Genomic DNA, 24,532 nt, shown 5'->3' with positions numbered 1-24,532 from the left:
AAACCATGAGCACCGCAAAATCTGCAGCATCAGCCCCGAAAGTCCTGGTCGTTGATGATGACTCCGATATCGTTGAACTGCTGGAATATAATTTAAACAAGGAAGGCTACTCTGTACAGACTGCCTCAAACGGGAAGAAAGCCATTGAGATGGCAAAGACATTTATTCCCGATCTGATCCTCCTCGACATTATGATGCCGCAACTCGACGGCATCGAAACCGGCCGGATCCTTCGCCAAAATCCCGAAATTAAAAACACCTACATTCTCTTTCTGACCGCCCGCTCCGAGGAATATTCCGAAGTGGCTGCATTTGACGTGGGCGCCGACGATTACATTACCAAGCCGATCAAGCCGCGGGCGCTGATGAGTCGGATCAATGCACTTTTCAGACGGGAAGCGCAGAAAGCCGAGTCGGGAGATACCATCGAAATCCGTGACTTGTCTATCAACCGGAAAAATTATACGGTGACGCAGGCGGGAGAAAAATCGGTGATCTTGCCTAAAAAAGAATTTGAACTACTTTTTTTCCTGGCGCAGACACCTAATAAGGTTTTCAGCCGCGACGAATTATTGCAAAAGATCTGGGGTGCAGACATTTACGTGCTCGAAAGGACCGTGGATGTACATATCCGGAAATTGCGTGAAAAGCTTGGCGACAGCTACATTAAGACCCTGAAAGGCGTCGGCTATATGTTCAGCAACGAAGATTAAGACTACTGTTCAATGTCTTCCGGCTTGATTTCTGCCGGTTCGTCCTTGCCTTTATTTTTCTCTTTGTCCTTATCCTTATCCCTTTTCTTGCGGAAGGCGAGCTTGATATTTACCTCGCCATTTTCGTCGATCGCGCGTAAAAATATCTTCGAGCCCTCCTTCTTTTCGGCATTGTTCGGATCGAGTACGTAGGTCGAATCCCGCTTTTTGAGGTTGCTCAGCGGGATCTGTATATTGATATCCGTTTTATTTCCGAAGCTGTAAATCCCGTCCAGATAGAGTGTCACGACGTTCGATTCTATCTCCATCGGTGCAATTTCTATTTCTTGTCCGCGCAGCTTGATGTCATTACGGATTGGCGCAAAACGAACTTCCTCAAAATTCCGCCTCTTGAAAATCAGCTTTTTAATTTTCATAAAAGGCTCAAAATTAATAATGTAACCATTTCTGAGATCGAAATGGAGCCTGCCCTGCATGGTTTCGGGCATTAGCTTAACATTGTTATTCAAACGGGTTTCAAATTCAAAATCCGTGTTCAGAACACCTTTCAAATTTTCGTGGGTGATCGCTTTCTGCCTGAAATCGTCGAACGAATAAAAAACAGAATGAACATCCGCATTGCCAATTTTCCCTTTCACTGCCAGCTTCGGCAGCCCGACGCCCGAATTATCCATCTGCCCCTCAATCCTGACATTACCACCTCCGAAAGCCTTCATCACGAAATATTCAATACTTACCGCATTGTCCTTGATCGTCACCTCTCCTTTTACATCCCTCGCCAGAAAATGCCTGTATGTCAGCTTCTTGGCATCGAGTTTGGCTGTAATTTCCATCTGGTCAATCGCGTCATCAAGCAGTTCGGATAGTTTCAGTTTCTTCTTCTTGCGGTTTGGCGTCAGCCGCGGCGCAAGTAAGGTTTCCAGCCAGTTGAGCTGCCAGTTTGGAATATTCAGGTCCACATTGGCTTTCAAAGGTTTAGGCGAACCGAACAAGTATGGGATCAGATCCAGCAGCCGGCCGCGCATGTAAAGCATATTTTGTCCGTCAAAAAAATGGACGTCAGGAAATGCCACCACTTGTTCGTTGAATGTAAAATCACCCTTGATCTTCGTCAAATGTACCCGCCGCGGCAGGTAGTCCATCCCAATATCATTTAGTGAGACTTTACCCGCGATTTTTCCGTCAAAACGGTCATTTACACGATCATAGAAGTTTTTAAGGCTACCATCAAAATGAAAATCGATCTTTGCAGAACCCGCTTTAAACTGGTAGCGCGACGGATCGAGTAAGTCACCCAAATTCGTCGAGTCTGCTTCAATGTGGCCGTCGAGGTAAGCCCGGGGATTCATAAAATCGTTGACAGCCAGTTTCAGGTTAAAGGGTATCGTTTCAAAAAACCCGGCCACTTTTGGCGCACTCAACCGTGAATTTTCAGGGTCAGGTTCACGCAAGGTATCTGCCTGGTTGGTGAAAGTCCCCGTCGCTCTCATGCCTCGCAATGTGCCGACGGGCAACTCATATTTGAAAGTATCGGTTTGAAAATAAACATCAACCCGCGGCTGCATACCAGTAAGTTCTCCCAAAACTTTTACCTGCGTATCCACAGTCGTCTGAATGCCTATAGAATCAATTTGCGTTTGCAGACGCGAGGTCAAAAGCGGCAGAGCGTCTTTTATCGCAATTTTTTTTGCTTCAAAATTCAGATTAAAATGTTTGAGAGAATCCGAGAAATCGAATGTACCATTGATTCCGATTTTATCCTGCGTGCTGCTTTCCAGTACCGAGGGATAGATGGTCAGCTTTTTGGCGTCCTCGTCAAAAGCCATCGCCAATGCCAGGTTCGTCTCCTGATTTACCAGAAACCCACCTTTTTTTGGCTTGAATGTCAATCCTTTAAAAAATACGGCGCCGCTGAAAACAGCATTCGTGGTAGTATCCGTGACGGTGATAATGTTGGTAGCATCCCGGAAAAGCGCGCCGTAATATTTCTGCTTGACGGAGTCGGCGTAATTGACCCCGAAATTGACGAACCGGAGATTGCCCAGCTTATCTAAAATGCTGTTATCGCTGTCTTTTTCTTTCTTTTCTTTTGATTTGGTGTTTGATTTAAAAAGGCTAAGGTTCGAGTATCCGTTACGCTGGACAAACATTTTCATCTCGCCATTTTCGATTACGAGATTTTTGACCTTAAAATTTCCTTTGTAAAAGCCACCAATATCCAGCGCCACATGCACGGCCTCGGCTACCAGGAAAGGTTTTTTATGCACTTTATACAAGCTATCTGTCAGCTTGACATCCGTGAGGGTAAAATTGAGTCCGAGTCCTCCGTAAAAAGGCCGGAATTTGAAGTCGCCGATTTCAATGTTGCCGCTGATGTTTTCATTCACTTTTTCCTGTACAGTCCGGAAAAGCTTTTCTCTGTTCCTGTAAACCCAGATTTCGATCGCTCCAAACAAGAAAACAGCACAGAGGGCTACAATTCCAAAGATTTTTAAAACTCTTGCAAACATGGAAAGAAGGGATTTTTAAGCATTCTTATCGGGAGGAAATGTATTTGCTCTCGCTGAAATGTTCTAGTTATTAATAACGTGCCAACGTATATCCTACCAACCGGGGAAGGCATCTTAATGGTTCATCTTCGCTATTCACGACAAAAAATAGTAGTTTTGCCGACTCTTTAGAGACATTTCTAAAATACGTTTCCCTAATATTTATTGAATAAAAAATGCTACTAAGCGAACAGGAAATACTGCGCCGTCAGAAGCGGGAGGAATTGGTCCGGATGAACATTGAGCCTTATCCGACGGAAGAATTTGTGGTAAACGCTTATGCCGCAGACATTCTTAAAAATTACGAGAACAATAAGATCGATTATAAACATGTGACCATGGCCGGCCGGTTGATGGGTTTCCGGATCATGGGCAGCGCCGCTTTTGCCGAGTTGCAGGATAGCAGCGGACGCATTCAGCTCTATTTCCGCCGGGACGATCTTTGCCCGGGAGAAGACAAAACCCTTTACAATACGGTTTTCAAAAAACTCCTCGACATCGGTGATATTATCGGGATTACCGGATTTGTTTTTACAACACAAACCGGCGAAATCTCTGTCCACGTTCAGGAATTTAAGATTTTAAATAAATCATTACGCCCGCTGCCGGTTGTAAAACGCGACGAGGAAGGTAATGTCTACGACGGCTTTACAGATCCGGAATTGCGCTATCGTCAGCGGTATGTAGATCTGATCGTGAACCCGGAGGTACGCGATATTTTTATCAAACGCGCCCGGATCATTACCACGATGCGCTCGTATTTTGATTCAAATAGCTGGCTGGAAGTGGAAACGCCGGTTTTGCAGTCGATCCACGGCGGCGCGGCAGCGAGACCTTTTGTCACGCACCATAATGCATTGGATCTCGGACTATATCTCCGCATTGCGACTGAGCTGCATTTGAAAAGACTGATTGTAGGTGGTTTTGAGGGGGTTTATGAGTTTGGAAAACTGTTCCGGAATGAAGGAATGGACCGGACGCATAATCCGGAATTTACGACCGTAGAGCTGTATGTGGCTTATAAGGATTACCTCTGGATGATGAAAATGACAGAGGAAGTGTTGGAAAAGGTGGCGCTCGCTGTAAATGGTACGACTAAAACCAAATTTGGCGATGTTGAACTGGACTTTGCAGGACCTTACCCAAGACTGAGCATCACCGACGCGATCAAACAATATACCGGTTTGGACGTGGAAGCTTTAGATGAAGTCGCGATCCGCGAGCAATGCCGCGCATGGGGCATGGATGTGAATGATAGCATGGGCAAAGGCAAGCTGATCGATGAGATTTTTGGTGAAAAAGTGGAGGAACACATTATCCAGCCCACCTTCATCATCGACCACCCGGTAGAAATGTCTCCGCTGACCAAAAAGCACCGGACCAAAAAAGGAATGGTAGAGCGTTTTGAGCTTTTTGTAAATGGCCGGGAAATCGCAAATGCCTATTCTGAATTAAATGATCCGATCGAGCAAAAAGAACGATTTGAGGATCAGCTGAAATTGAAGGAGCGCGGCGACGACGAGGCGATGGAAATGGATGATGATTTTCTGCGCTCGCTGGAATACGGCATGCCGCCTACCTCAGGTATCGGTATTGGTATCGACCGGCTTACAATGCTGCTGACCGATAATTCAAGCATTCAGGAAGTGATTTTCTTCCCACAAATGCGTCCTGAAAAGAAAGTTGAAGTAGCCAAAGAAAGTGATTACCTGAATGCGGGGGTACCGGCGGTTTGGATCCCGGCTTTGCAGCAAATGAACATTCAGACGATCGAGCAGCTGAAAAGCGCTAATCCGAACAAAATTTTCAATGATCTGGGCGGGCTTCGGAAGAAGCTAAAAATAGAAGAGAAATTACCTCAGCTGGACGATGTGAAGGTTTGGGTAGGATAAAACATTAAAAATGCCGCCTGATGGGGCGGCATTTTTAATGTTTGGAAAAAAAATATAACTATATCTTTTTTACCTGCACAGCGTTAAGTCCTTTTTTTCCTTCAACGACTTCGTATTCTACTTGGTCATTTTCACGGATGGTAAGTCCTCCCAATCCTGTCACGTGGACAAAGATGTCTCTGTTTGTGTCGTCTTCAACGATGAAGCCGTATCCCTTAGCTTCATTGAAAAATTTTACAGTACCTGTTGGCATAATGGTTGAAATAAAAAAATTGAAATAAGGTGAAAATACAAAAGAATCCGAAGCGTTTCAAAAAGGTGACTAAAAGACTTTACCAAATAATTGAGGGAGGCTCAACCTATTAGCAAAAGAAATTTTGGCAATTTTCATCAAGACATCTTGATTATAATGAACAACTTACAAAATCTTTAATCACAAAGAAACAAAAATTGTTTGTAAAACAATTTTTTTGCCCGAAGATTTTGCAAATTTACGAGTTACCGGTATTTCGCTATTTATCAGCCCTTTGAATAAATAATTTGCGCTGTAATTGTTTACGGCGGTGAAAAATGCTAATTATGAGGGGATTATTCAAAAACAGGTATGAACAAACTTCGGTATTTTGTTGAAGACCAAATATTTGGAGTATGCGCGAAGCTCGGCGAAAAGCTCAATTTCCCAGCCAGCAGCATCCGTAAATACTTCATTTATGCCACTTTCATGACCTTTGGCTCTCCCATTATCCTGTATTTGGTGCTGGCTTTCTGGATGGAAATCCGCCAGCATTGGAGAAAATACAACAGCCCTACGATTTGGGAGTTATAGCCGATTTAATGCCGGTTAGCTGATTAAACCGGTGCTTTCCAAGTACAAAATATTCCCACACAACACTTCTGTAATACAGCGGCGCCCTATAATTTGTGCGCGGATTTTGCTTTACCAGCATGGGGATCATCCTGTAAAAGGCGTAATGTGCCCTGATGATCGCGATGACGTCGGGCCAAGCGCCTGTCGCCATAAACCTTACGCTGGAAATCCCATCGAGAATCAACCTGATAAAAACCGTTTTCCACCGCCGTCCTTTTGGCAGGTTTTTAAAAAGCATGATCAGGTTGTTGCGATAGTTGAGGAAGGTTTTCCGGGGATTGGATTTGTGCAAAGTGCCTCCACCGACATGGTAGACCACTGATTTTCCACAATATGTAATCCGGTATTTCAAATTCAGCAGCCGCCAGCATAAGTCGATTTCCTCCATGTGCGCAAAAAAAGATTCGTCAAAACCGGAAGCCTTATGAAATGCCGACGCGCGGACAAAAAGGCAAGCGCCCGTGGCCCAGAACACATCTTTTTCGTCATCATATTGGGCCTGGTCCTCCTCCCGGGTATCGAAAATCCGTCCGCGGCAAAAAGGATAACCCAGATAATCCATGTAGCCGCCCGCGGCACCAGCGTATTCGAAGTGGGTTGGCAGGTCGTAAGCCAGAATTTTCGGCTGGCAGGCAGCGATTTTTTCGTCGGAATCCATGAAGGAAATCACTGGTGCAACCCAGTTTTCCGTCACTTCAATATCGGAATTCAGTAGAATGTAATAGTCGGAGTTGATTTGGCGCAATGCCTCATTGTAGCCGCCGGCATATCCCTTATTTTCAGCGATTTCCAGGATGTGCAGATCCGGATAATGTTGCTGGAGCCAAACCAGGGATTGATCGCTTGACGCGTTATCGGCGATCCAGATGTCGTGGCCATCTGAATATCTGACAATATTGGGAAGGAATTTTTCGAGATAGTGACGACCGTTGTAATTCAGGATTACAATCGCAACAGAGGATGCCATAAGTTATTTCATAAACCCACCCAGGTCAAGTCCGGGAATATTGGGGAGCACGCCGTCGGTCGCTTTCTGTAAATGTTCTTTAATTTTTGGTTCGATATTGTCAAATGCCTTGTTGACGGCAGCTACGATGAGATCTTGCAGCATTTCTTTATCATCAGGGTTGATCAGGTCCTGGTCTATTTCCAGGCCAATTACCGTTTTTTGACCATTCACTGTGGCTTTTACCATTCCTCCACCCGACTCAGCAGTTTCCGTGATGGTGCTGAGCTGGTCCTGTGCCTCTTTCATGCGGGATTGAAGATCTTTCATCTTGCCCATCAGCCCCATCATGTCAGCCATATTTCCGAACATATCTGTACTTTTTAAGTTTTAGCTTTTATAAAACTTGTTTTACGGAAATGGTTCCTACCGTAAAAGCATAAAAGTACCATTTTTTTCAACAGTTTGATTGATGTCGTCCACGAATGTCATTTTGTAGACATACGACCCAACAGGCGCATTTGACCCATTGATGGTCCCATCCCAGCTCTTTGTAATGTCATCGGAATAAAACACTACCTGCCCCCAGCGGTTCAGAATTGACAGGTTAAATGACTGTAACTGATCGGATTTCGCTTCCAGAAGATCATTATAACCATCGCCATTTGGAGAGAATGCATCCGGCATAAAAACACCGGCGCTTCTTTTGTAATTGATGATGTTGGAGAGGCTTTCGAACGTACTATCCGCAGATTCTGCTCTGACTTGAAAATTGTATTGCAGATCGCTCTGCGCGTTTAACTTGATAGTATAAACAGTTTTTAACTGGACAGGAATATTTTCTGCGCCACCCGATCCCAGTTGTATTACATTATAGTTAGTAACCCCGGCAAGTAATGGTGATTCCGGCGTCCAAACCAGATTGGTCAGTTCTTTTTTAAGCAGTATGGTGCACATCGGCTGGGAAACCGGAAGCTTCTGCCCGCAGGAATTTTGGTAGCTCAGCCGATAGCAATACGACATTTCACTCGTTTTGACATCGGGGTCCGAATATTCGCTTTGGTTATAAAGCGTAATAATTTTCTTGAAAGTGGTGCTGCCAGCTTCTGCTTTCTCGATCGAAAGATCATAAGTACTGTTTGGGCCAGCTCCCGGAACACTTGCTTTAATAACCACTAGATTTTCTCCCGACACAGACACTGATGCTTTTTCGAGCGGTTTCGCCGTCGAAACCTCAGTTTTCACGCCGACCGGCGCGGACGTTGAAGTAATACCGTTTATTTTAGCAATGATCTGATATTCAGAATAACTACCGCATTGTACATCTGGATCAGTAAAAGTTACCTCAGAAACTGAGCTGAAACTTTTTATAAGAACTCCGTCCCGCATTAAATCGTATCCCTCAAAATCAGCTGCCTCCGGATATTGACTCCAAGTCAGTACATTAGCGCCATTTTCTGACTTTCCTGACAAACTCATGCTACTGTAAGCCCGGCTCTGCGAAACTCCCTGACATAAATCTTGATAGGACAATTGAACCTGATAAGCCTGATTTACATTCAAACTGACAATGTCGAAAGGCTGCAAACCGCCCGAAGATCTACGGCCGGCTGTTGCATAAGTTCCGCCATTTGAGCGGTATTGAATTTCGGTGGGAATCGCAGTAACGCCGAGATAGTTAACTCTCAAAGTTCCGCTTCCCAGCATTTCAATTGATTTGATTGAAATATCATTTAGCTGAGATTGCTGAAATGAAATTGGCAACGAATTTACAGCGCCCTGGGTACAAGATTTGCCAATGTGCTGCCCGGTAATTTTTACAGTAGGACTGCTGCTGACATCGGTGTAGTTATGGTCAAAAACAAAGCTGTCACCGCTTTTATAAAGAGAAGTTTGCCCGTCGCCCCATTCAATCAGAACTTGATCGTAGCCGGGTATAACAAGATCTTCGGCAAGGATCAGGGTTATTTTTCCTCCGCCACAAGACGCATAGGTGGCCGAAACGGGCCGACTTTCATAAACGGTAATAACTTTGCAGGCATACACCACGCCTGCGCTGGTCACGGCTTGTTGAAATAACGTATACACGCCGCGGTTTCTGTAAGTAACGGAAGCTACATCTTGGATAGCCGGGTTTGTTGATCTGCCATCGTACGCAGCTGCATACGCAACAGAAAGTGCATTATTCAAGGTGTTCGTAATACGCACCGTTAACGGAGCGCAGCCTTCCGTGAAATCGACATCAAAACTTCCGCCGCCCCGATCGCACAATCCCTGCGCAAACGCCTTCTCAGGCAGCAACTTAAAAAGAACAATGAAAAGAAGAATGGGTAATTTTAATTTCATAAGTGTGTAAATATTAGGGTATAAAAATCGCTACGGAATTTAAAATTAACATTGATGAATGATAACAAAAATTCAAGAGTATGACTTTCGGGTGCGCTTTGGGGATGATTTAGTAACGGGATACAGCCAAAAGTATTATCCGTATTTTTAACCCGATCGAAAAATCCTACCTGATCAGCATAAAACTCCCGCTTTTTGAAACCGCCTGCCCGGATGCGTCGATCGCTTCAATTTTGTAAATGTAATAACCGCCCGCTGCCTCTTTACTATCGATTTTTCCGTCCCAGCTATCCGTTAAGTTGCTGGTATTGAACACCACTTCACCCCAGCGATTGAAAACAGACATTTTAAACTCAGAAATAAAATAAGCTTTAATTTCAAACCGCTCATTATAAGCATCGCCATTTGGCGTAAATGCATCGGGGATTAAAATGATCGGCTCTCTCCTGATCTTCAATATGTTAGACCTACTTAGAAAGCGGCCACCAGCGTCTTTTGCTTCTATCTGAAATGAAAATTCCGTTTCGGAACCCAGGTCCAATGTGTGGCTGGTACTGGTTTGTTTTGGAATAATATCCTGCGTATTCCCGCTGTCATCCAGCACAAACAGATCGTACGCATCAACTGCTTCTGTGAAAGGCTGATCAGCATTCCAGAAAATTTCAGCGGTACCACTTTTTAATAAAATCGAACATACCGGCGGACTGTAATCCGGGGAAGTGAGATTACAGGCGTTTTTATATTTAAACCGGTAACAATAGGAATTTTGGTTCGTATTGACATTCGTATCATCAAATTGCAGGCTGCCATTTCCCGGCGGAGAAATTTGGCTAAAATCCGAATTTCCCAAAACAGCCCGCTCCACGATCAGATTATACGTGCTCGTCAAACCTTCACCTGTCAACTCAACGGTTGTAGCTATCGTGCTTTCATCTTTGACAGTCACGCTCGCCTCGCCGACATCGGAAGGCGTAGAAGTTTTGGGTTCCAGGCTGACGGGTGCAGAGTAAGAGCGCACGTCATTTTCAATGATTGCGACGATCTCATACTTATAGGTTGTGCCGCATTTCACATCTTTATCCAGATAAGAAAGCTGGTCCGCCGAACTAAAAATCACCACTCCATCCCTTTTCAACTGATATTCCAGCAACTTTTCGGTATTAGGCTGATGCTCCCAGGAAACGGAAATGATCTCGTCCAGCCCAAAAGCACCTTCTTTGATGATCATGCTGCTCACGATCGGGCTTTCCATCACATTATCACAAAAATCTTTGGATGCCAGCCTGAACCTGTAAACCTGTGCAGGATTCAGTCCGCCGATTGTCACAGATTGCGCACCGGCAGTTTGTCCCGACTTACCGGTACCTACAAATTGACCATCACCTTTATCGATCAAAACCTCTGTCGGAACTTTGTCAATACCCTGATACAAAATTTTTGCCTCGCCGGTAGGCAGCATTTCCACACTCCGGATGCGGATGTCCTTTAATTGATCCGAGGCTGTTTGTGAAGTTAATGTGGTGGTTTTTAGAGAAGATTGGCAGGAGTCGTCCTTATATCCACCGGTAATTTTAATGTCGGGCCGGGGCGCGGTGGTGGGATAAGCATGTTGTAGAAACAGGGAGCCGCTGGCACCAGGCGTGAAAATCTGCTGAGTGCCGTCACCCCAATCAATTGTTAGATAATCATACGCGCCGGCAATGCTGTCATTCTGGATTTCCAGCTGGATCAAACCATTTTGGCAAGTTGTAATCTGTGCTTTTGGACCACGTACTTCCTTGACCAGCACATCTTTACATTGACTAAAACCGGTTCCGCCCACGCTGCCGAATTGTAGAATGGTATATGTACCGGGAAGCTGGTAGGTAAAAGAAGAGTCGGTCGAAACCTCGTTATATGCTGGCGGGGTATCTCTTTTTTTGTCAAAATTAAAAGCGTAGGCCACGCTTTCTGACTTGGGTTTCAGGTTACTGACTTTTACAGTAAGCGGTGCGCAGCCTTCCGTGGGCGTAATGCTGAATGCGCCTGTGGTTCCGCAAAATTGCGCTGAGGCATTTTCATGAACGAACAAAACAATGCTCAATAAAAATGCGATCAGCAGCCTAATGTTCATACGTGAGTAAAATTGTCCGGAAATAGTGCCTTGGGTTAATGCTTAAACCTGTGAAACGGATAAGGCAAATCCTTTGTTGAAATGCATAAAGGTTCAAAAATAGAACTTTCAACATTAACAAATACCTTTGCGCTTTAAAAACGAGTTTTGATTTAAAAGTATTTTTCATCAACCCGATTAATGAATACGAATAACAATCCGATTCAGCTGGACTCCATCGAGGAAGCGATCGAAGCTATAAAAAGAGGTGAGTTGATCATTGTTGTGGATGATGAAGACCGCGAAAATGAAGGCGATTTTATCTGCGCAGCCGAGCTGATCACACCCGAAATTGTCAATTTCATGGCCAGGGAAGGCCGCGGGCTCATTTGCGTCCCGATTACCGAGGAGCGTTGCGCCGAGCTCGACCTGGAAATGATGGTTAACACCAATACTGCCCTGCACGAAACTGCATTTACCGTGTCGGTAGATCTGCTGGGAAATGGTTGTACCACAGGTATTTCTGCCAGCGACCGTTCCAAAACCATCCAGGCATTGGTAAATCCCGCTACCAAACCTGCCGATCTGGGACGCCCTGGACATATTTTTCCTTTGAAAGCTAAAAAAGGCGGGGTACTCCGCCGGACAGGACATACCGAAGCCGCCATCGATTTCCCACGACTTGCAGGCTTGTCTTCGGCTGGTGTTTTGGTAGAAATATTAAATGAAGACGGTTCGATGGCGCGGCTTCCACAGCTGCGCGAAATCGCTAACCGATTTAATCTTAAACTGGTCAGTATCAAGGATCTGATCGAATACCGTCTTCGCGAAGAGTCACTAATCAAACGTGAAATCGGGGTAGATATGCCTACCAAATGGGGACATTTCGACCTGATCGCCTACCGTCAGATTAACACCGGCGACTTACATCTTGCCTTAGTAAAAGGTACCTGGGAAAAAGACGAGCCGATTTTGGTGCGCGTACATTCATCCTGCGTTACCGGCGATATTTTCGGATCCTGCCGCTGCGACTGTGGCCCGCAGCTCCACGCAGCGATGGATATGGTGGACAAAGCCGGCAAAGGTGTGATCGTATATATGAATCAGGAAGGCCGGGGTATCGGGTTACTTAACAAATTGAGAGCGTATAAGTTACAAGAAATGGGCCGCGATACGGTAGAAGCAAATCTGGAACTCGGTTTCCCGATGGACGACCGCGATTATGGTGTTGGCGCCCAGATATTGCGCGACCTCGATGTGACTAAGCTGCGGCTGATCACTAACAATCCTAAAAAGCGTGCAGGATTGATCGGATATGGTCTGGAAATCGTTGATTCTGTGGCGGTTGAGATTCCTGCAAATCCTTATAACGAAAAATACCTGCTCACAAAAAGGGACAAAATGGGACATAATCTTAGTAACCTCAGCCTTCCAGTAAGTAATAAATGAAGGCCTGATTTTTATAACCCGTTTCCCAGGCTATTTTAACAAGTTTTTGTTTTTCGATGGATATTAATCAGGTTTTTGAAGCATTTAATTCTCTGCGTGTATTGGTGATCGGAGATGTAATGCTGGACTCTTATGTTTGGGGAAAAGTAGACAGAATTTCTCCCGAAGCCCCTGTTCCGGTTGTGAATGTTCAAAAACGCGAGTATCGTTTGGGCGGCGCAGGAAATGTACTTTTAAATGTGCAGTCGCTTGGTGCAGAGGCAATTGTGTGCTCGGTAATCGGGACCGACAATGCCGGGGATCAGCTGGAAGGAAGTTTATTGGAAAAAGGCCTGAACTGCGAAGGCCTGATCCGCAGCGGCGACCGCATTACCACGATCAAAGAGCGCATCATTGCTGGTTCACAGCAAGTTGTACGTATTGATACGGAGACTGATAAGCCTATTTCCAAATCGGAAACCGCAAATCTGATTTCTAAGGCAAAGGAACTGATCCCCTCTTGCCAGGTGATTATTTTTGAAGATTATGACAAAGGTGTTCTCACTCCTGAATCAATTGCTGAGATCACCTCTTTCGCCAACGAACACAATGTTCCGACAGTGGTCGATCCAAAAAAGCGGAATTTTTTATCCTACAACCACACAACACTTTTTAAACCCAACCTGAAAGAACTGCGGGAAGGCTTGAAAGTTGATTTTAATGTAGATAACCCAGCCGAATTACAGGAAACTGTGCAGCTATTGAAGGATACTTTACAGGTTAGCGGAGCCTTGATAACACTTTCCGAAAGAGGCGTTTTTATTGATTATCAGGACGAAATCCATAAACTACCAGCACATATCCGGCAAATCGCTGATGTTTCTGGCGCTGGTGACACGGTGATCAGTATCGCTGCATGTTGTGTAGCATTAGGCTTACCGCCGAAAGAAATTGCCTCCATTTCAAATCTCGGCGGCGGACTGGTTTGTGAGCTGGTGGGTGTAGTACCAATCGATAAAAACCTGCTCAAAACCGAGGCTGCAAAATTGTATTAAACTGGATTTTACCAGTTGATTCCAGCCTCGCCAAAACCCATTTTCCGGACAAATTTGGAAGATAACCGCGATCTGCTCGTAATGTAGCGGACGCTCGCACCAATGTATGGCGTAGTCGCAGGCGTGTAAGAAGTAAGATTTTCTCGTGCGCTATTGAATGTCCGCAACTGCCTGAAAGTGGTCACCCCAGCTTCCAGCGACACATTGATCGCGGTAAACAAATGCGCATTGGCCGAAACGCCAATCTTGATATTTCTGTAATTTTCTCTTCGCAGCATTTTCTCTTCCGGCGTCTGAACCTGAAAACCGCCGCTGTAACCATTGAGGCCCGCCAGCATATCCACATTAAACCATTTGGTGGCTTTGTAATTCACATCCGCCATAAAAGGCAGCAGCGCAGAAGCACGCCAATGTCTGCCCAAACCCTTGTTTACGCCAAAAATGGGAATGAATCGCAATTTCTGGTTGTAAGCAATCACAGAACCGTACATAATCTGGGTCCGTAAACCCAGAATGTGCATCCGTGCCGCGCCGCCCCAGAAGAAAGGCTGCGGACTGAAAAATGTCTCATTCGTTTCCGTCATTCCCAAGCCGCCACCGTATACCCAGAGCCGGTCTTTGATACTCGCCTGCATCCGGATCACCCCCAGCGACAGCGTTTTATAGCCATTTTCGGGATTATTTTTTCCATCAATCGTCGGCTGGATTTGTGTGTACTGGGCAATCGCCACGGTGTGAACTGCGCGCAAATCCAGCTTTTTTCGCAAGCTATATCCCAGCTGCACTTCGCTTTGAATTGGAATGATTCCGAAAAATCCCGTCCGCGACACGCCATAATCCCTCGTCCCATCCAGCGATGCAGGAACCGTGTAATCTGCTTTCAAGGTGAGGTTTGGATAAAAAAGTCGGCTTAACCCAAAATGCTGGGCCGAAGCGACGTGCGCAAAAACCAGAAATACGAGAGCCAGCAGGTAGCGTGAAAGGATCATAGGAAGAAATTCAGGGGTGCGTTAATCTGGCACATAACGCGGAATTGAAAATAGGTATTGTACACCAGGATCATTGATATCTCCCGGTCAATTAGTATTTCACCGTTTATTTATTAGTTTTTATTCATTTGTATAAGATCGCCATCTTTACTAAGGTTTATTTCGGGTTAACACTACGCTTCATTCTTCTCTCAAAATCCGCAAAACTGATTTCCAGCGGCGGGTTTTCAATAAAAGAATTGGTAATGATAAGATGTTTCACATCTAGCTTTTCGGATGAAATAAAATCATAAAGCCTTTTTTCAACAGGATAAACAGTCCGGCTACCGGTCGCTGATTCTGAATGGATTCCTTTGTAGTAAATGAGTTTTTGTTTCGGCAGGTAGTAAAAAACGTGCAGCTGATCCCACTCGTCTTTCACGCCCGGATTCATCACAAAAATGCTGACACCATTTTTGGAAAAGCTTTGCTCATAAATAGTGAGCACGCCTTCCGCCTTTCTGGCCTTCCAGGTCGAATCTTCTGTTTTGTTATACAAATGCTCCCGTTCTTCCGACATCATACCATTTCCTTTTGGCGTGAATACGTGCGCGCCATGCCTGAAAAATGGTGCAAAAGCTGAAATCCAGGAGACATGCGCGGAACAAAACACGTTGCCGAACCGCCGCTCCGGAAATTTCGCGATTAAGGTCTCCACAAATTTTTCGGCAATCGCTTCGTGGTTGATCGGTTCCATAAATAGGTCAAGCGTTCCCTGGCCTGTTATCCTGACCAACGATTGCGCTTCCGAACCGTTCCCAAACTGCCGGATCACGAAAAGGCTGTCCCTTAGCGGGAACACCTTGAAGCGGGTCTTTTCCTCGTAAGTTGGCTCAGGCGCAAAAGTATTCTCATCCAGCCGCTTATTGATACTCACCCACTCCAAACGATATTTGACATCCACATTGATCCTGGTACTGATTTCCTCGACGATGCGCGGCAGTAAGAAGCCATCAGTTTTCTGATAGTTCAGGTACTTTGTAAAATCCTGATAATGTTCAGGTTTTGAGCCAATCAGCGGATCATTATCTATGTGTGAACGCGCGATCTGCGTAACCAGCCCGCTTTTTTTCTCAATATAAATGTCCAGCCAGCCGCTCCCCGTTCTGGCCTGGATCACGTGATTCTCCTCGTCATTTACGAGAGATATACCAGTATAATGTAATTCGGTTGTGTCAGCCGTCAAGACCTGCAAAAGTGCGATAGGATTTTCTGTCAGCAGATCGGCCATTTTTGTTTTCGCCCGGTCCAAAACATACCTTGATGTATCCATCGAACCTCTCAACGAATTATTTCTTAGCCCGATCGAGACGGCTTTATCCGACTTGAAATCAACTTTTACTTGCTTAATATTTCCCTGATACATTTCCGTCATGGATGCTGACAAGCGGCTGCTGGCTTCCTTCATACTTATTTCCAGCTGCTTTTTCATTGAATCGGGGGCTGCTTTCATAATTTCCTCCATCAAATCTTTGGCAGCGTCGGCGTGAAAAGGGTCAGCAACTGTTTGGCCCAGGCTTTCAAATGTTATTTGCAGCTCAAAGCTCGTCATCACTTTTCCCTCCGACATTTTCCGAAGTGATGTTTTCAAAATGTCCCTCGGCTGCTCATTTTGAGCATATAAAAAAGAGTGAGCCGATAAAAGGAGTATAAATGCTAGTACTAATTTCTTCATCCGGTGTATAATGTTTGCAGGCAAATCGTCGGGCAAACTTAACCAAATTAACATAATGAATAAGGCACTTTTATTCCTGATAGGCTTCATTCCTACGCTTGCTTTCGCGCAAAATTCGGAGGCGAGTTATGCTGAAAAACTGGGCTATCCGAAAGGAAAGAAGGTTTTGATCATTCATGTGGATGATGTCGGAATGTCTTACGAGTCCAATCAAGGCGCTATCAAAGCGATCCGCGAGGGTGTGGCGAACTCGCTGAGCGTGATGATGCCGTGCGGCTGGGTGCCGGGTTTTGTGAATTATTGGAAAGAAAATAAAGACATTGATGCAGGCCTGCATCTGACGATGACTTCGGAGTGGAAAGATTACCGCTGGGGACCACTGGCCGGGAAAACGAATGTAAAAGGTTTGACCGACAGCCAGGGCGCAATGTGGCGCGGCGTCGCTGATGTGGTTAAAAATGCTTCGCCTGATGAAGTTGAAACTGAAATCCGTGCGCAGCTCGACCGCGCCAGAACAATGGGTTTTGAACCGACGCATTTGGATTCGCACATGGGCACTTTGTTTGCTACGCCTGAATTTTTGGAAAGGTATCTTAAAGTCGGGATGGAAGAAAAAATTCCAGTCATGTTCCCTGGCGGGCATAACACAGCGATCCAGGCGGAAGAAAAAATGATCGCGGATAGATTTGAAATGACCCAAAAAGTGGGAAAACAACTCTGGGCCGCTGGCTTACCCGTCCTCGATGATCTCGAAAATTCAAGCTACGGTTGGAAAGGACCCGAAAACGGCGACAAATCGGAAAAAGCATTGCAGCAATACAAAACAGCCAAATACATCGCAGCACTGGGCAAACTCAAACCTGGCCTTACAATGGTGATCATGCACTGCACCATCCACACCGAAATCTTCCCAAAAATCTCCGACTCCTGGCCCACCCGCGAAGGTGATTTCCTGGCCATGATTGACCCAGAATTGAAGAAGTACATTGAAAAAGAAGGTATTGTCCTGACGACGTGGCGCGAAGCGATGCAGCGGCGGCAGAAGGTGAAGTAGTTGGTTATTCTCGCTGCTGACTTTCCCAGATTTTTTGAAGTTCCTCCACATCGGCGAGGTCTTTGATGCGGGCGGTCGCTTTTTTCTCAGTAATCAAATCTTTAAGATGGATTACGCGAAAAGGAACGCCTTCAAAATCAGCCTTTAATGATCTTTCATAACATTCGTCAAAATCATTTTCCGCAAATGCCTTTAGCGAATGTCCAAGGTCCAGCTCAAAACCCGAGATACCAAAACGAACCGACGTCCATCCGAAAATAAGCGGCATATCCCGCAGCAAATGAGCGCCCGGAACATCATTTTCGTTCAAAGCATTAATAAAGGCGACAGTATTTGAGTATTCATTTTTAATCCATAAATCCATATCCTGCGTGGTACGAATGTGTCCGTGCACAACTCCGGCCATTCCACCCACCATCATAAATTTCACCTCGTATTTGTTCAGACTTTGCAAAAGGTGAAGCACATCGTCGCTGCTGATATCCACTAAAATCGCATTTTTATTGATTGGATTTGAACGATATAGCTTGCCAGCCAGCTTGTTAAGCCTGGTCAATTTTTCCAAATTCTGTGTATAATGTGAATTCAGATCTGTGACGGACATGCTATGTGTTGAGCTTTGATGTGCAATAAAGTTAGTTAAATGCTCGGAGGATGAAAATCTTTCGAAAAGTCGTTACCCTACTTCACCCTCTCCAAATGCACTGCCACCACCTTATTATGCTGAGGGTCACCTGACTGATACAGCAGTACGCCATCGGATTTGTAATAGCTGAATTTTGTTTGGAAATCCATTTTGTCGCCTTCCCAGCTGGCATTCTCGTTGGTTTCTGATAAAGAAAAATTAGGCAGGACTTTCTTTTTGGTTTCGTCTGAGGTGAAAAAGAGCTGGAATTTGTGACCTTCTTCGCCTTTGATCAAGCCCGAAACATTGTAATGTTCGTCTCCTAACTTACTTGTTACCAATGCTTTTCCCTCAAATCTCGACTTCCAATTTGTGTGATCATAGCTAGTGTTTTGAGTGTCGAATGCGATTTCCCACCTGACCGAATCGGGCTCCGGGTTCAGGATTTCTAATATGATCTTTTTGCTGACTAAATCAGGATCTGCAAAGCTCCCCTGCCATTTTCCGATTAGCAAAGGTTTACTTTCGTCGCTGCTGAATGCCCAGGGACGGTCCCGGTAATCCATCGCTTTCCAGACGTAAAACCGGCCGACGCTGTACAGTGCAAACCCGACCAATACCAGCAGCGCAATGACGATGTATTTTTTCATGAGAGCCTGACATTCAGTTGAATTGCTAAATAAATATAGCAAAGCTACCTCAATTGACGCCCACGCAGGAGTAAACTATCTCGTAAAAATCGGCTGGTAAAAATGGCTTCACGAGGTAGCCGTCAAAACCATTTGACAGCGCACGCTCGCGCTCGTCTTCGAATGCCGATGCAGTTAATGCGACAATCTGAATGTCTTTGTCTTTTCCGCGAATCTGCCGGGTCGCTTCAAAACCATCCATGACCGGCATCCTTAAATCCATGAAAATCAGATTGTAATGATTGGCTGAATGCATTTCTACGGCCTGTTGACCGTCGGATGCGGTATCATAGGCGATTTCTTTTTGCTGTAAAAGCCGCGTGGCAAAAAGGAGGTTAATCGCATTGTCGTCGACGACCAAAACACGCGCATCGTCCCGGATTTGGGTATTGATGAGCTCCGCGGGCGGTTTCACTTCTGCCACCTTTTCTGTATAGGGTAACTCAATTTCAAACGAGAATGTAGATCCTTTTCCAAAGACACTTTCCAGCTTCAATTCCCCACCGAAAAGACGCACCAATTCTTTTGAAATAGCGAGACCCAGACCAGTTCCACCATCATGGCGTTTCACCATGCTCCTTACCTGCGTAAAAATCTCGAAAACGGTCTCTTGCTGCTCATTTGAAATACCTATCCCACTGTCAGTTACCGAGAATTCCAGTTTGATGAGCTCGGTATTCCGGCTGACTTCCTTTACTGAAAATTTAACAAAACCTTCGTCCGTAAATTTGATGGCATTGTGTACAAGATTAGTGATGATTTGGCTTAGCCGCACCTGGTCCACGAGAAGCTGCGGTAATGTTACCGTCTCAAATATCAGGTCCAGCTTTTTTTCCCGCGCTTTTAAAACAAATGAGTTATAAAGATTCCTGAAAAGCAGCTCCGGATTGAAAAGAATGGGTTGAAGTTTTACGTGATTTGAATTAATCTTATTGAAATCCAGAATGTCATTCACGACGGACATCAAATGCGTGGAAGAAAATTTCAATGTTTCGATCAGCTCTTTTTCTTCCTCTTCGCGCGATTGATTTTCTTCCAATAAATGCACAATTCCCACAATTCCGTTCAAAGGCGTGCGGATTTCGTGGCTCATCGTGGAAAGAAATTCTGATTTCGCCCGCGTCGCGCTTTCGGCTACTTCTTTTTGTTTTTCCAAAATCTCATTTTGCTCTGCGAGGGTATAGCGGTAAAAAAACTCCCGCTTGTCGCGACGTCCGGTAAACAAGATGATCACCGGAAAAAGCAGGTGTCCCATAAAGAAAAACAGGCCTCCCTGTGCCAGAAACTGATAAAAATAGCTGGGATGACCCCAATATAAAGCCGTTGGAAAAAACAGGAATACCAGCCCCGTGACAATAAATGCGTAAATCGCCGGCCAGCGGACGACCAGCATGATGAAAATCAGGCCGAGCGTCATGTTGAAAGTCGCGCGGTCGTAAGTGGCGTGCGGCACGGTAGCCAAAATGTAGGCGTGCACGGGTACCAGAAGCAGATACGTCAGAAATGCGGCCCGCTGCGCGGTAATTTTATTCAAATAATAAAAAGCCAGCACAACCGCGACCAGCGCACTGAAAATTAGCTCAGCCTTTAAAATGCCGAAAAAAGCAGGATTGTTTTTGATCAGGTAAACAACCGAAGTCACGGGGTATCCCAGCATAAATGCGAAGCAGAAAACCAAATTGCTCCACCGGGATTTTATTTCACTTTCCTTTTTCCATGCTTCATTAAATTCACCTGTGTAGTGAACATTATTCAAAAATTAAGAGAGTTTAAATCGTCGAGTATTTCTTCAAATGTGCCAACCTTAGCCGGACATTATCCAAATGTAAAGAATTCGCTACAAAAAATAGGGCACCCGACTGATCGGATGCCCTATTTTTTGTAAAACTATATCTACGAATCTTACAGATCGATCGCCTCGCCGTAAGCTGCTTCGGTAGCGCCTTTCAATGCTTCCGACATGGTCGGGTGCGGGTGGATAGATCCCAGGATTTCGTGGGAAGTTGTTTCCAGCTTGCGGGCTACAACTACCTCGGCGATCATTTCGGTAACATTGGTACCGATCATGTGCGCGCCCAGGAATTCGCCGTACTTGGCATCAAAAATCACTTTTACAAAACCATCCGTCGCACCGGCAGCAGTTGCTTTTCCGGAAGCTTTGAATGGGAATTTACCGACTTTGATATCGTAACCTGCTTCTTTGGCTTTTCTTTCGGTAAAACCAACAGACGCGATTTCAGGCTGGCAATAAGTACAGCCCGGAATGTTGCCATAATCAAGCGGGCTTGTTTTGTGTCCGGCGATTACCTCGGCGCAAATAATACCTTCGGCAGTAGCTACGTGCGCCAGAGCTGGGCCAGGCGTGCAGTCACCGATCGCGTAGAAACCTGGAACGCTGGTTTCATACTTTTCATTGACCGTAATTTTGCCTTTGTCAGTTTTAATACCGGTTTCTTCCAGACCAATGTTTTCCAGGTTTGCCACGATTCCGGCAGCCGAAAGCACTACGTCTACATTAAATGTCTTCTGACCATCAGGCGTTTTCACAGAAACCACACAGCCATTTCCACTGGTATCTACGCTTTCTACGGTAGAGTTCACGTAAGTTTCGATGCCCAGTTTTTTATACTGTTTTCCGATTTCTTTTGAAATGTCCTCATCCTCAACAGGAACGAGGTTTGGCAGAAATTCCACGACAGTTACCTTGGTACCCATCGAAGCATATACATAAGCAAATTCCATCCCGATCGCGCCGGAACCAACTACCAGCAAAGAAGAAGGCTGGTTTTCAAGGCTCATCGCTTTGCGGTATTCAATCACTTTCTGACCGTCGATTTTAATGTTTGGCAGCTCGCGGGCACGTGCGCCGGTAGCGATGATCACACCTTTGCTCGCTGTATAATCGGTTGTTTTTCCTTCTTTATCCGTCACTGCAACCGTCTTCTGGCCTTTCGCTTTTCCGGTACCCATGATGACGTCGATCTTATTCTTTTTCATCAAAAAAGACACCCCTTTGCTCATGGTATCGGCCACGCCACGGCTGCGTCTGATCACGCCGGAGAAATCCGCCGAAGAGTCAGCCACGTTGATACCGTAATCTTTTGCATGCTTGATGTATTCAAAAACCTGCGCACTTTTCAACAATGCCTTGGTTGGGATACAGCCCCAGTTGAGACAAATTCCTCCCAAACTTTCTTTTTCAACAATAGCAACTTTAAGTCCTAATTGGGAAGCACGAATGGCTGCGGGATAACCCCCGGGGCCGCTGCCAATTACAATCACATCATATGTCTGAGCCATTTTCCGGTATTTTTATTTATAGTAAATCGGTCGACTAAATTTCACGCAAAGTTAAGACGATTTGCGGGAATGCCTACATCTGTAAGGCCGCCTATTTGAGTGAAACTGACCATTCTTGTGAAATGTTATACCTTTGCTAAGTTATGCTTTGGCAGTGCTAGTTTTTCTCATAACACTTCATGCGTTGTCACCCTGAGCGGAGTCGAAGGGCTGCTACTGGTTAAGCACAATGTTAAGGCGCTTTGCCTAGCCAGTAACGCCCTTCGACTCCGCTCAGGGTGACAATGCGTACAACGAGGAAGAAGAAATAACTTCTCAAAAGGCAAATGTTTAACTTAAAAATTCAAAACTTCAAATGACAGCAGAGCAATTGAAAGACTTGAAGGCCCGTGTAGAGGCTTTGGGGAGGTATCTTTGACTACGGTAACCGAAAAAAACAATTAGAAGACCTTGAACAGCAGACTGTTCAGCCGGAGTTCTGGAATGATTCAGAACGTGCCGAGAAAACCATGCGGGAAATCCGCGGATTGAAATTCTGGACCAATGGTTACGAAGAACTGGCCCGCCTGCGGGACGATCTGGATACCATCTGGGAGTTTTACGAAGCCAAGGAAGCTACCGAAGAAGAGGTAGACGAAGAAGGCAAAAAGCTTTCCGACAAGCTGGAAGAGATCGAATTCCGGAAAATGATGGGCGAAGAAGGCGACGAGCTGCCTGCCGTGATCGAGATCAATGCCGGCGCCGGTGGTACCGAGTCGCAGGACTGGGCGTCGATGCTGATGCGTATGTACATTATGTGGGCCGAGAAAAACGGCTACAAAGTACGCGAAGTAGATTTGCAGGATGGCGACGTGGCCGGCGTAAAGTCGGTAACATTGGAAATCGACGGCGAGTATGCTTATGGCAATTTGAAATCGGAAAATGGCGTGCACCGCCTCGTCCGCATTTCACCGTTTGACTCAAATGCCCGCCGACATACTTCATTTACTTCGGTATATGTGTATCCGCTGGCTGATGATAACATTGAAATCGATGTGAACCTGGCCGACATTACCTGGGATACCTACCGCTCAGGCGGCGCCGGTGGACAGAATGTGAACAAGGTGGAAACCGCAGTTCGTCTGCACCACAAACCTTCGGGGATCATTATTGCGTGTCAGCAGGAACGTTCGCAGCTCATGAATAAGGAAGTGGCGATCAGGCTTTTGAAATCGCGTCTGTACCAGATCGAATTGGAAAAACGCAACTCGGCGCGCGCAGAAGTAGAAGCTTCGAAACGCAAGATCGAGTGGGGTTCTCAAATCCGCAGCTACGTGCTCGACGACCGCCGCGTAAAAGATCACCGCACCGATCACCAGACTTCCAACACCGAAGCCGTTTTAAATGGTGAAATCAACGATTTCATCAAGGCATATTTGATGGAATCGTAAGAATACTGAAACCTCCGGATGTTGCATTCGGAGGTTTTCTTTGTTTTTTGCTAATGTGCAGATTATGCATCTCCCCTACCACAAACTCGGCTCCGGCACGAACATTCTTCTCGCTTTCCACGGCATTGAACAAGATGGACTTAGCTGCTTTAAGCCTTTTGAAGAAACATTAGGGCAACACTATACCATTTATGCTTTTGACTTATTTTTTCATGGTCAACATAAAAGTGCTGACATTGAGCTCGTTACGAAAATTTCCTGGAAAGAGCAGATCCAACGTTTTTTAGTTCAAAACAACATTCAGCATTTCGATATTGCGGGTTTTAGTCTTGGCGGGAGATTTGCTTTGGCTACTTTGGAAAGCTTCCCTGAGCTGGTGGAGAATGTTTTTTTGATTGCGCCTGATGGGGTTTCCGAGCATCCGCTCTATAATTTGGCGACGCGCTTTAAAGTTACGCGCCGGTTATTTCGCTGGACGATGGAGAAACCGGCGGCATTTTTTGCTGTTGTGAATGTGATGAAAAGTTTGAAACTGCTCAATTCAAGCCTAGTACGGTTTACGGAACAGGTTTTGAATACGCCTGAAAAGCGACAAATAATTTATAGATCCTGGACCGCATTTAGCCCTCTTCGGTTTGATATTCCACAACTTTATGAGGTCAGCATCCAGAATCACATTCACATTTTTCTGATTACCGGGAAGTACGACAAGCTTTTAAAACCTGCTTCTGTCGAAAAGCTGGCGAAGCTCCTGCCGGCGGATCAGCACATTCAACTAAAAACCGGACATTCTCAGCTGGTTGCGCAGGCTGCTACGTGGATTTGCACATTATTTCGGTAAA

20 protein-coding genes are annotated in these 24,532 nt (G+C 45.5%); 8 read left to right on the top strand and 12 right to left on the bottom strand.

The window, feature by feature from the left end:
- Nucleotides 1-5 precede the first annotated feature (5 nt).
- Entirely contained in the window at nt 6-713 is a 708-nt protein-coding gene (locus tag FEN17_RS11555; protein ID WP_138365518.1) for a response regulator transcription factor, read from the top strand.
- Between the two features lie 2 nt (nt 714-715).
- On the opposite strand, the gene FEN17_RS11550 is transcribed toward FEN17_RS11555, so the two are convergent.
- A complete protein-coding gene (locus tag FEN17_RS11550) occupies nt 716-3,223 on the bottom strand; it encodes an AsmA-like C-terminal region-containing protein (RefSeq protein WP_138365517.1) in 2,508 nt (835 codons plus the stop codon).
- Nucleotides 3,224-3,438: 215 nt separating this feature from the next.
- Between FEN17_RS11550 and lysS the strand changes: the two genes are divergently transcribed.
- Nucleotides 3,439-5,154 carry a lysine--tRNA ligase gene (gene lysS, locus FEN17_RS11545; RefSeq protein WP_138365516.1) on the top strand — a complete coding sequence of 572 codons (1,716 nt, stop codon included), beginning with the start codon at nt 3,439-3,441 and terminating at the stop codon, nt 5,152-5,154.
- 58 nt (nt 5,155-5,212) lie between these two features.
- Here lysS and FEN17_RS11540 read toward each other — a convergent pair whose 3' ends face one another.
- Complete coding sequence (locus FEN17_RS11540) at nt 5,213-5,407, bottom strand: cold-shock protein (RefSeq protein WP_026629450.1); 195 nt, start codon at nt 5,405-5,407, stop codon at nt 5,213-5,215.
- 351 nt (nt 5,408-5,758) lie between these two features.
- On the opposite strand from FEN17_RS11540, the gene FEN17_RS11535 reads away from it, so the two are divergent.
- On the top strand, nt 5,759-5,980 hold the full coding sequence (locus FEN17_RS11535) for a PspC domain-containing protein (protein ID WP_138365515.1): 222 nt from the start codon (nt 5,759-5,761) through the stop codon (nt 5,978-5,980).
- On the opposite strand, the gene FEN17_RS11530 is transcribed toward FEN17_RS11535, so the two are convergent.
- The 4 genes from FEN17_RS11530 to FEN17_RS11515 all read right to left on the bottom strand — a co-directional run bounded on the left by FEN17_RS11530 (nt 5,961) and on the right by FEN17_RS11515 (nt 11,427).
- Nucleotides 5,961-6,989: a glycosyltransferase family 2 protein gene (locus tag FEN17_RS11530; RefSeq protein ID WP_138365514.1), complete on the bottom strand. Its 1,029-nt coding sequence runs from the start codon at nt 6,987-6,989 to the stop codon at nt 5,961-5,963. The genes FEN17_RS11535 and FEN17_RS11530 overlap by 20 nt on opposite strands.
- Nucleotides 6,990-6,992: 3 nt before the next feature.
- Entirely contained in the window at nt 6,993-7,340 is a 348-nt protein-coding gene (locus FEN17_RS11525; protein ID WP_138365513.1) for a YbaB/EbfC family nucleoid-associated protein, read from the bottom strand.
- Between the two features lie 54 nt (nt 7,341-7,394).
- Nucleotides 7,395-9,314, bottom strand: coding sequence for a T9SS type B sorting domain-containing protein (locus FEN17_RS11520; protein WP_138365512.1), 1,920 nt, complete (start codon nt 9,312-9,314; stop codon nt 7,395-7,397).
- A 166-nt stretch (nt 9,315-9,480) separates the two neighbouring features.
- Nucleotides 9,481-11,427: a T9SS type B sorting domain-containing protein gene (locus FEN17_RS11515; protein ID WP_138365511.1), complete on the bottom strand. Its 1,947-nt coding sequence runs from the start codon at nt 11,425-11,427 to the stop codon at nt 9,481-9,483.
- A 180-nt stretch (nt 11,428-11,607) separates the two neighbouring features.
- Between FEN17_RS11515 and FEN17_RS11510 the strand changes: the two genes are divergently transcribed.
- Both FEN17_RS11510 and FEN17_RS11505 read left to right on the top strand, forming a co-directional pair.
- Nucleotides 11,608-12,855 (top strand): bifunctional 3,4-dihydroxy-2-butanone-4-phosphate synthase/GTP cyclohydrolase II, encoded by a 1,248-nt coding sequence (locus FEN17_RS11510; RefSeq protein WP_138365510.1) that lies wholly within the window; start codon nt 11,608-11,610, stop codon nt 12,853-12,855.
- A 56-nt stretch (nt 12,856-12,911) separates the two neighbouring features.
- Nucleotides 12,912-13,889 (top strand): bifunctional heptose 7-phosphate kinase/heptose 1-phosphate adenyltransferase, encoded by a 978-nt coding sequence (locus tag FEN17_RS11505; protein ID WP_138365509.1) that lies wholly within the window; start codon nt 12,912-12,914, stop codon nt 13,887-13,889.
- 8 nt (nt 13,890-13,897) lie between these two features.
- On the opposite strand, the gene FEN17_RS11500 is transcribed toward FEN17_RS11505, so the two are convergent.
- Complete coding sequence (locus tag FEN17_RS11500; RefSeq protein ID WP_138365508.1) at nt 13,898-14,878, bottom strand: hypothetical protein; 981 nt, start codon at nt 14,876-14,878, stop codon at nt 13,898-13,900.
- Between the two features lie 157 nt (nt 14,879-15,035).
- Entirely contained in the window at nt 15,036-16,646 is a 1,611-nt protein-coding gene (locus FEN17_RS11495) for a hypothetical protein (protein WP_205748145.1), read from the bottom strand.
- A 1-nt stretch (nt 16,647) separates the two neighbouring features.
- Here FEN17_RS11495 and FEN17_RS11490 point away from each other — a divergent pair, with 1 nt between their 5' ends.
- On the top strand, nt 16,648-17,646 hold the full coding sequence (locus tag FEN17_RS11490; RefSeq protein ID WP_138365506.1) for a polysaccharide deacetylase family protein: 999 nt from the start codon (nt 16,648-16,650) through the stop codon (nt 17,644-17,646).
- A 4-nt stretch (nt 17,647-17,650) separates the two neighbouring features.
- Here FEN17_RS11490 and FEN17_RS11485 read toward each other — a convergent pair whose 3' ends face one another.
- The 4 genes from FEN17_RS11485 to lpdA form a co-directional block, all read right to left on the bottom strand.
- Nucleotides 17,651-18,250 (bottom strand): DUF6036 family nucleotidyltransferase, encoded by a 600-nt coding sequence (locus FEN17_RS11485; RefSeq protein WP_229208782.1) that lies wholly within the window; start codon nt 18,248-18,250, stop codon nt 17,651-17,653.
- A gap of 77 nt (nt 18,251-18,327) precedes the next feature.
- The gene (locus FEN17_RS11480) at nt 18,328-18,921 is read right to left on the bottom strand and encodes a hypothetical protein (protein WP_138365505.1); all 594 of its coding nucleotides are present in this window, start codon (nt 18,919-18,921) and stop codon (nt 18,328-18,330) included.
- 49 nt (nt 18,922-18,970) lie between these two features.
- Nucleotides 18,971-20,617 carry a response regulator gene (locus tag FEN17_RS11475; protein WP_205748144.1) on the bottom strand — a complete coding sequence of 549 codons (1,647 nt, stop codon included), beginning with the start codon at nt 20,615-20,617 and terminating at the stop codon, nt 18,971-18,973.
- A gap of 245 nt (nt 20,618-20,862) precedes the next feature.
- Nucleotides 20,863-22,260 (bottom strand): dihydrolipoyl dehydrogenase, encoded by a 1,398-nt coding sequence (gene lpdA / locus FEN17_RS11470; RefSeq protein WP_138365503.1) that lies wholly within the window; start codon nt 22,258-22,260, stop codon nt 20,863-20,865.
- 355 nt (nt 22,261-22,615) lie between these two features.
- Here lpdA and prfB point away from each other — a divergent pair.
- Together prfB and FEN17_RS11460 are read left to right on the top strand one after the other, a co-directional pair.
- A protein-coding gene (prfB, locus tag FEN17_RS11465) for a peptide chain release factor 2 (protein ID WP_138365502.1) occupies nt 22,616-23,690 on the top strand; the annotation gives its coding sequence in 2 pieces (ribosomal slippage) (nt 22,616-22,675 and nt 22,677-23,690; 1,074 coding nt in all).
- A 64-nt stretch (nt 23,691-23,754) separates the two neighbouring features.
- On the top strand, nt 23,755-24,531 hold the full coding sequence (locus FEN17_RS11460; protein ID WP_138365501.1) for an alpha/beta fold hydrolase: 777 nt from the start codon (nt 23,755-23,757) through the stop codon (nt 24,529-24,531).
- Nucleotide 24,532 lies beyond the last annotated feature (1 nt).

The sequence above is a fragment of the Dyadobacter luticola genome (assembly GCF_005860805.1).
GTDB lineage: Bacteria > Bacteroidota > Bacteroidia > Cytophagales > Spirosomataceae > Dyadobacter > Dyadobacter luticola.
This window is presented reverse-complemented; position numbering and strand designations above follow the sequence as displayed.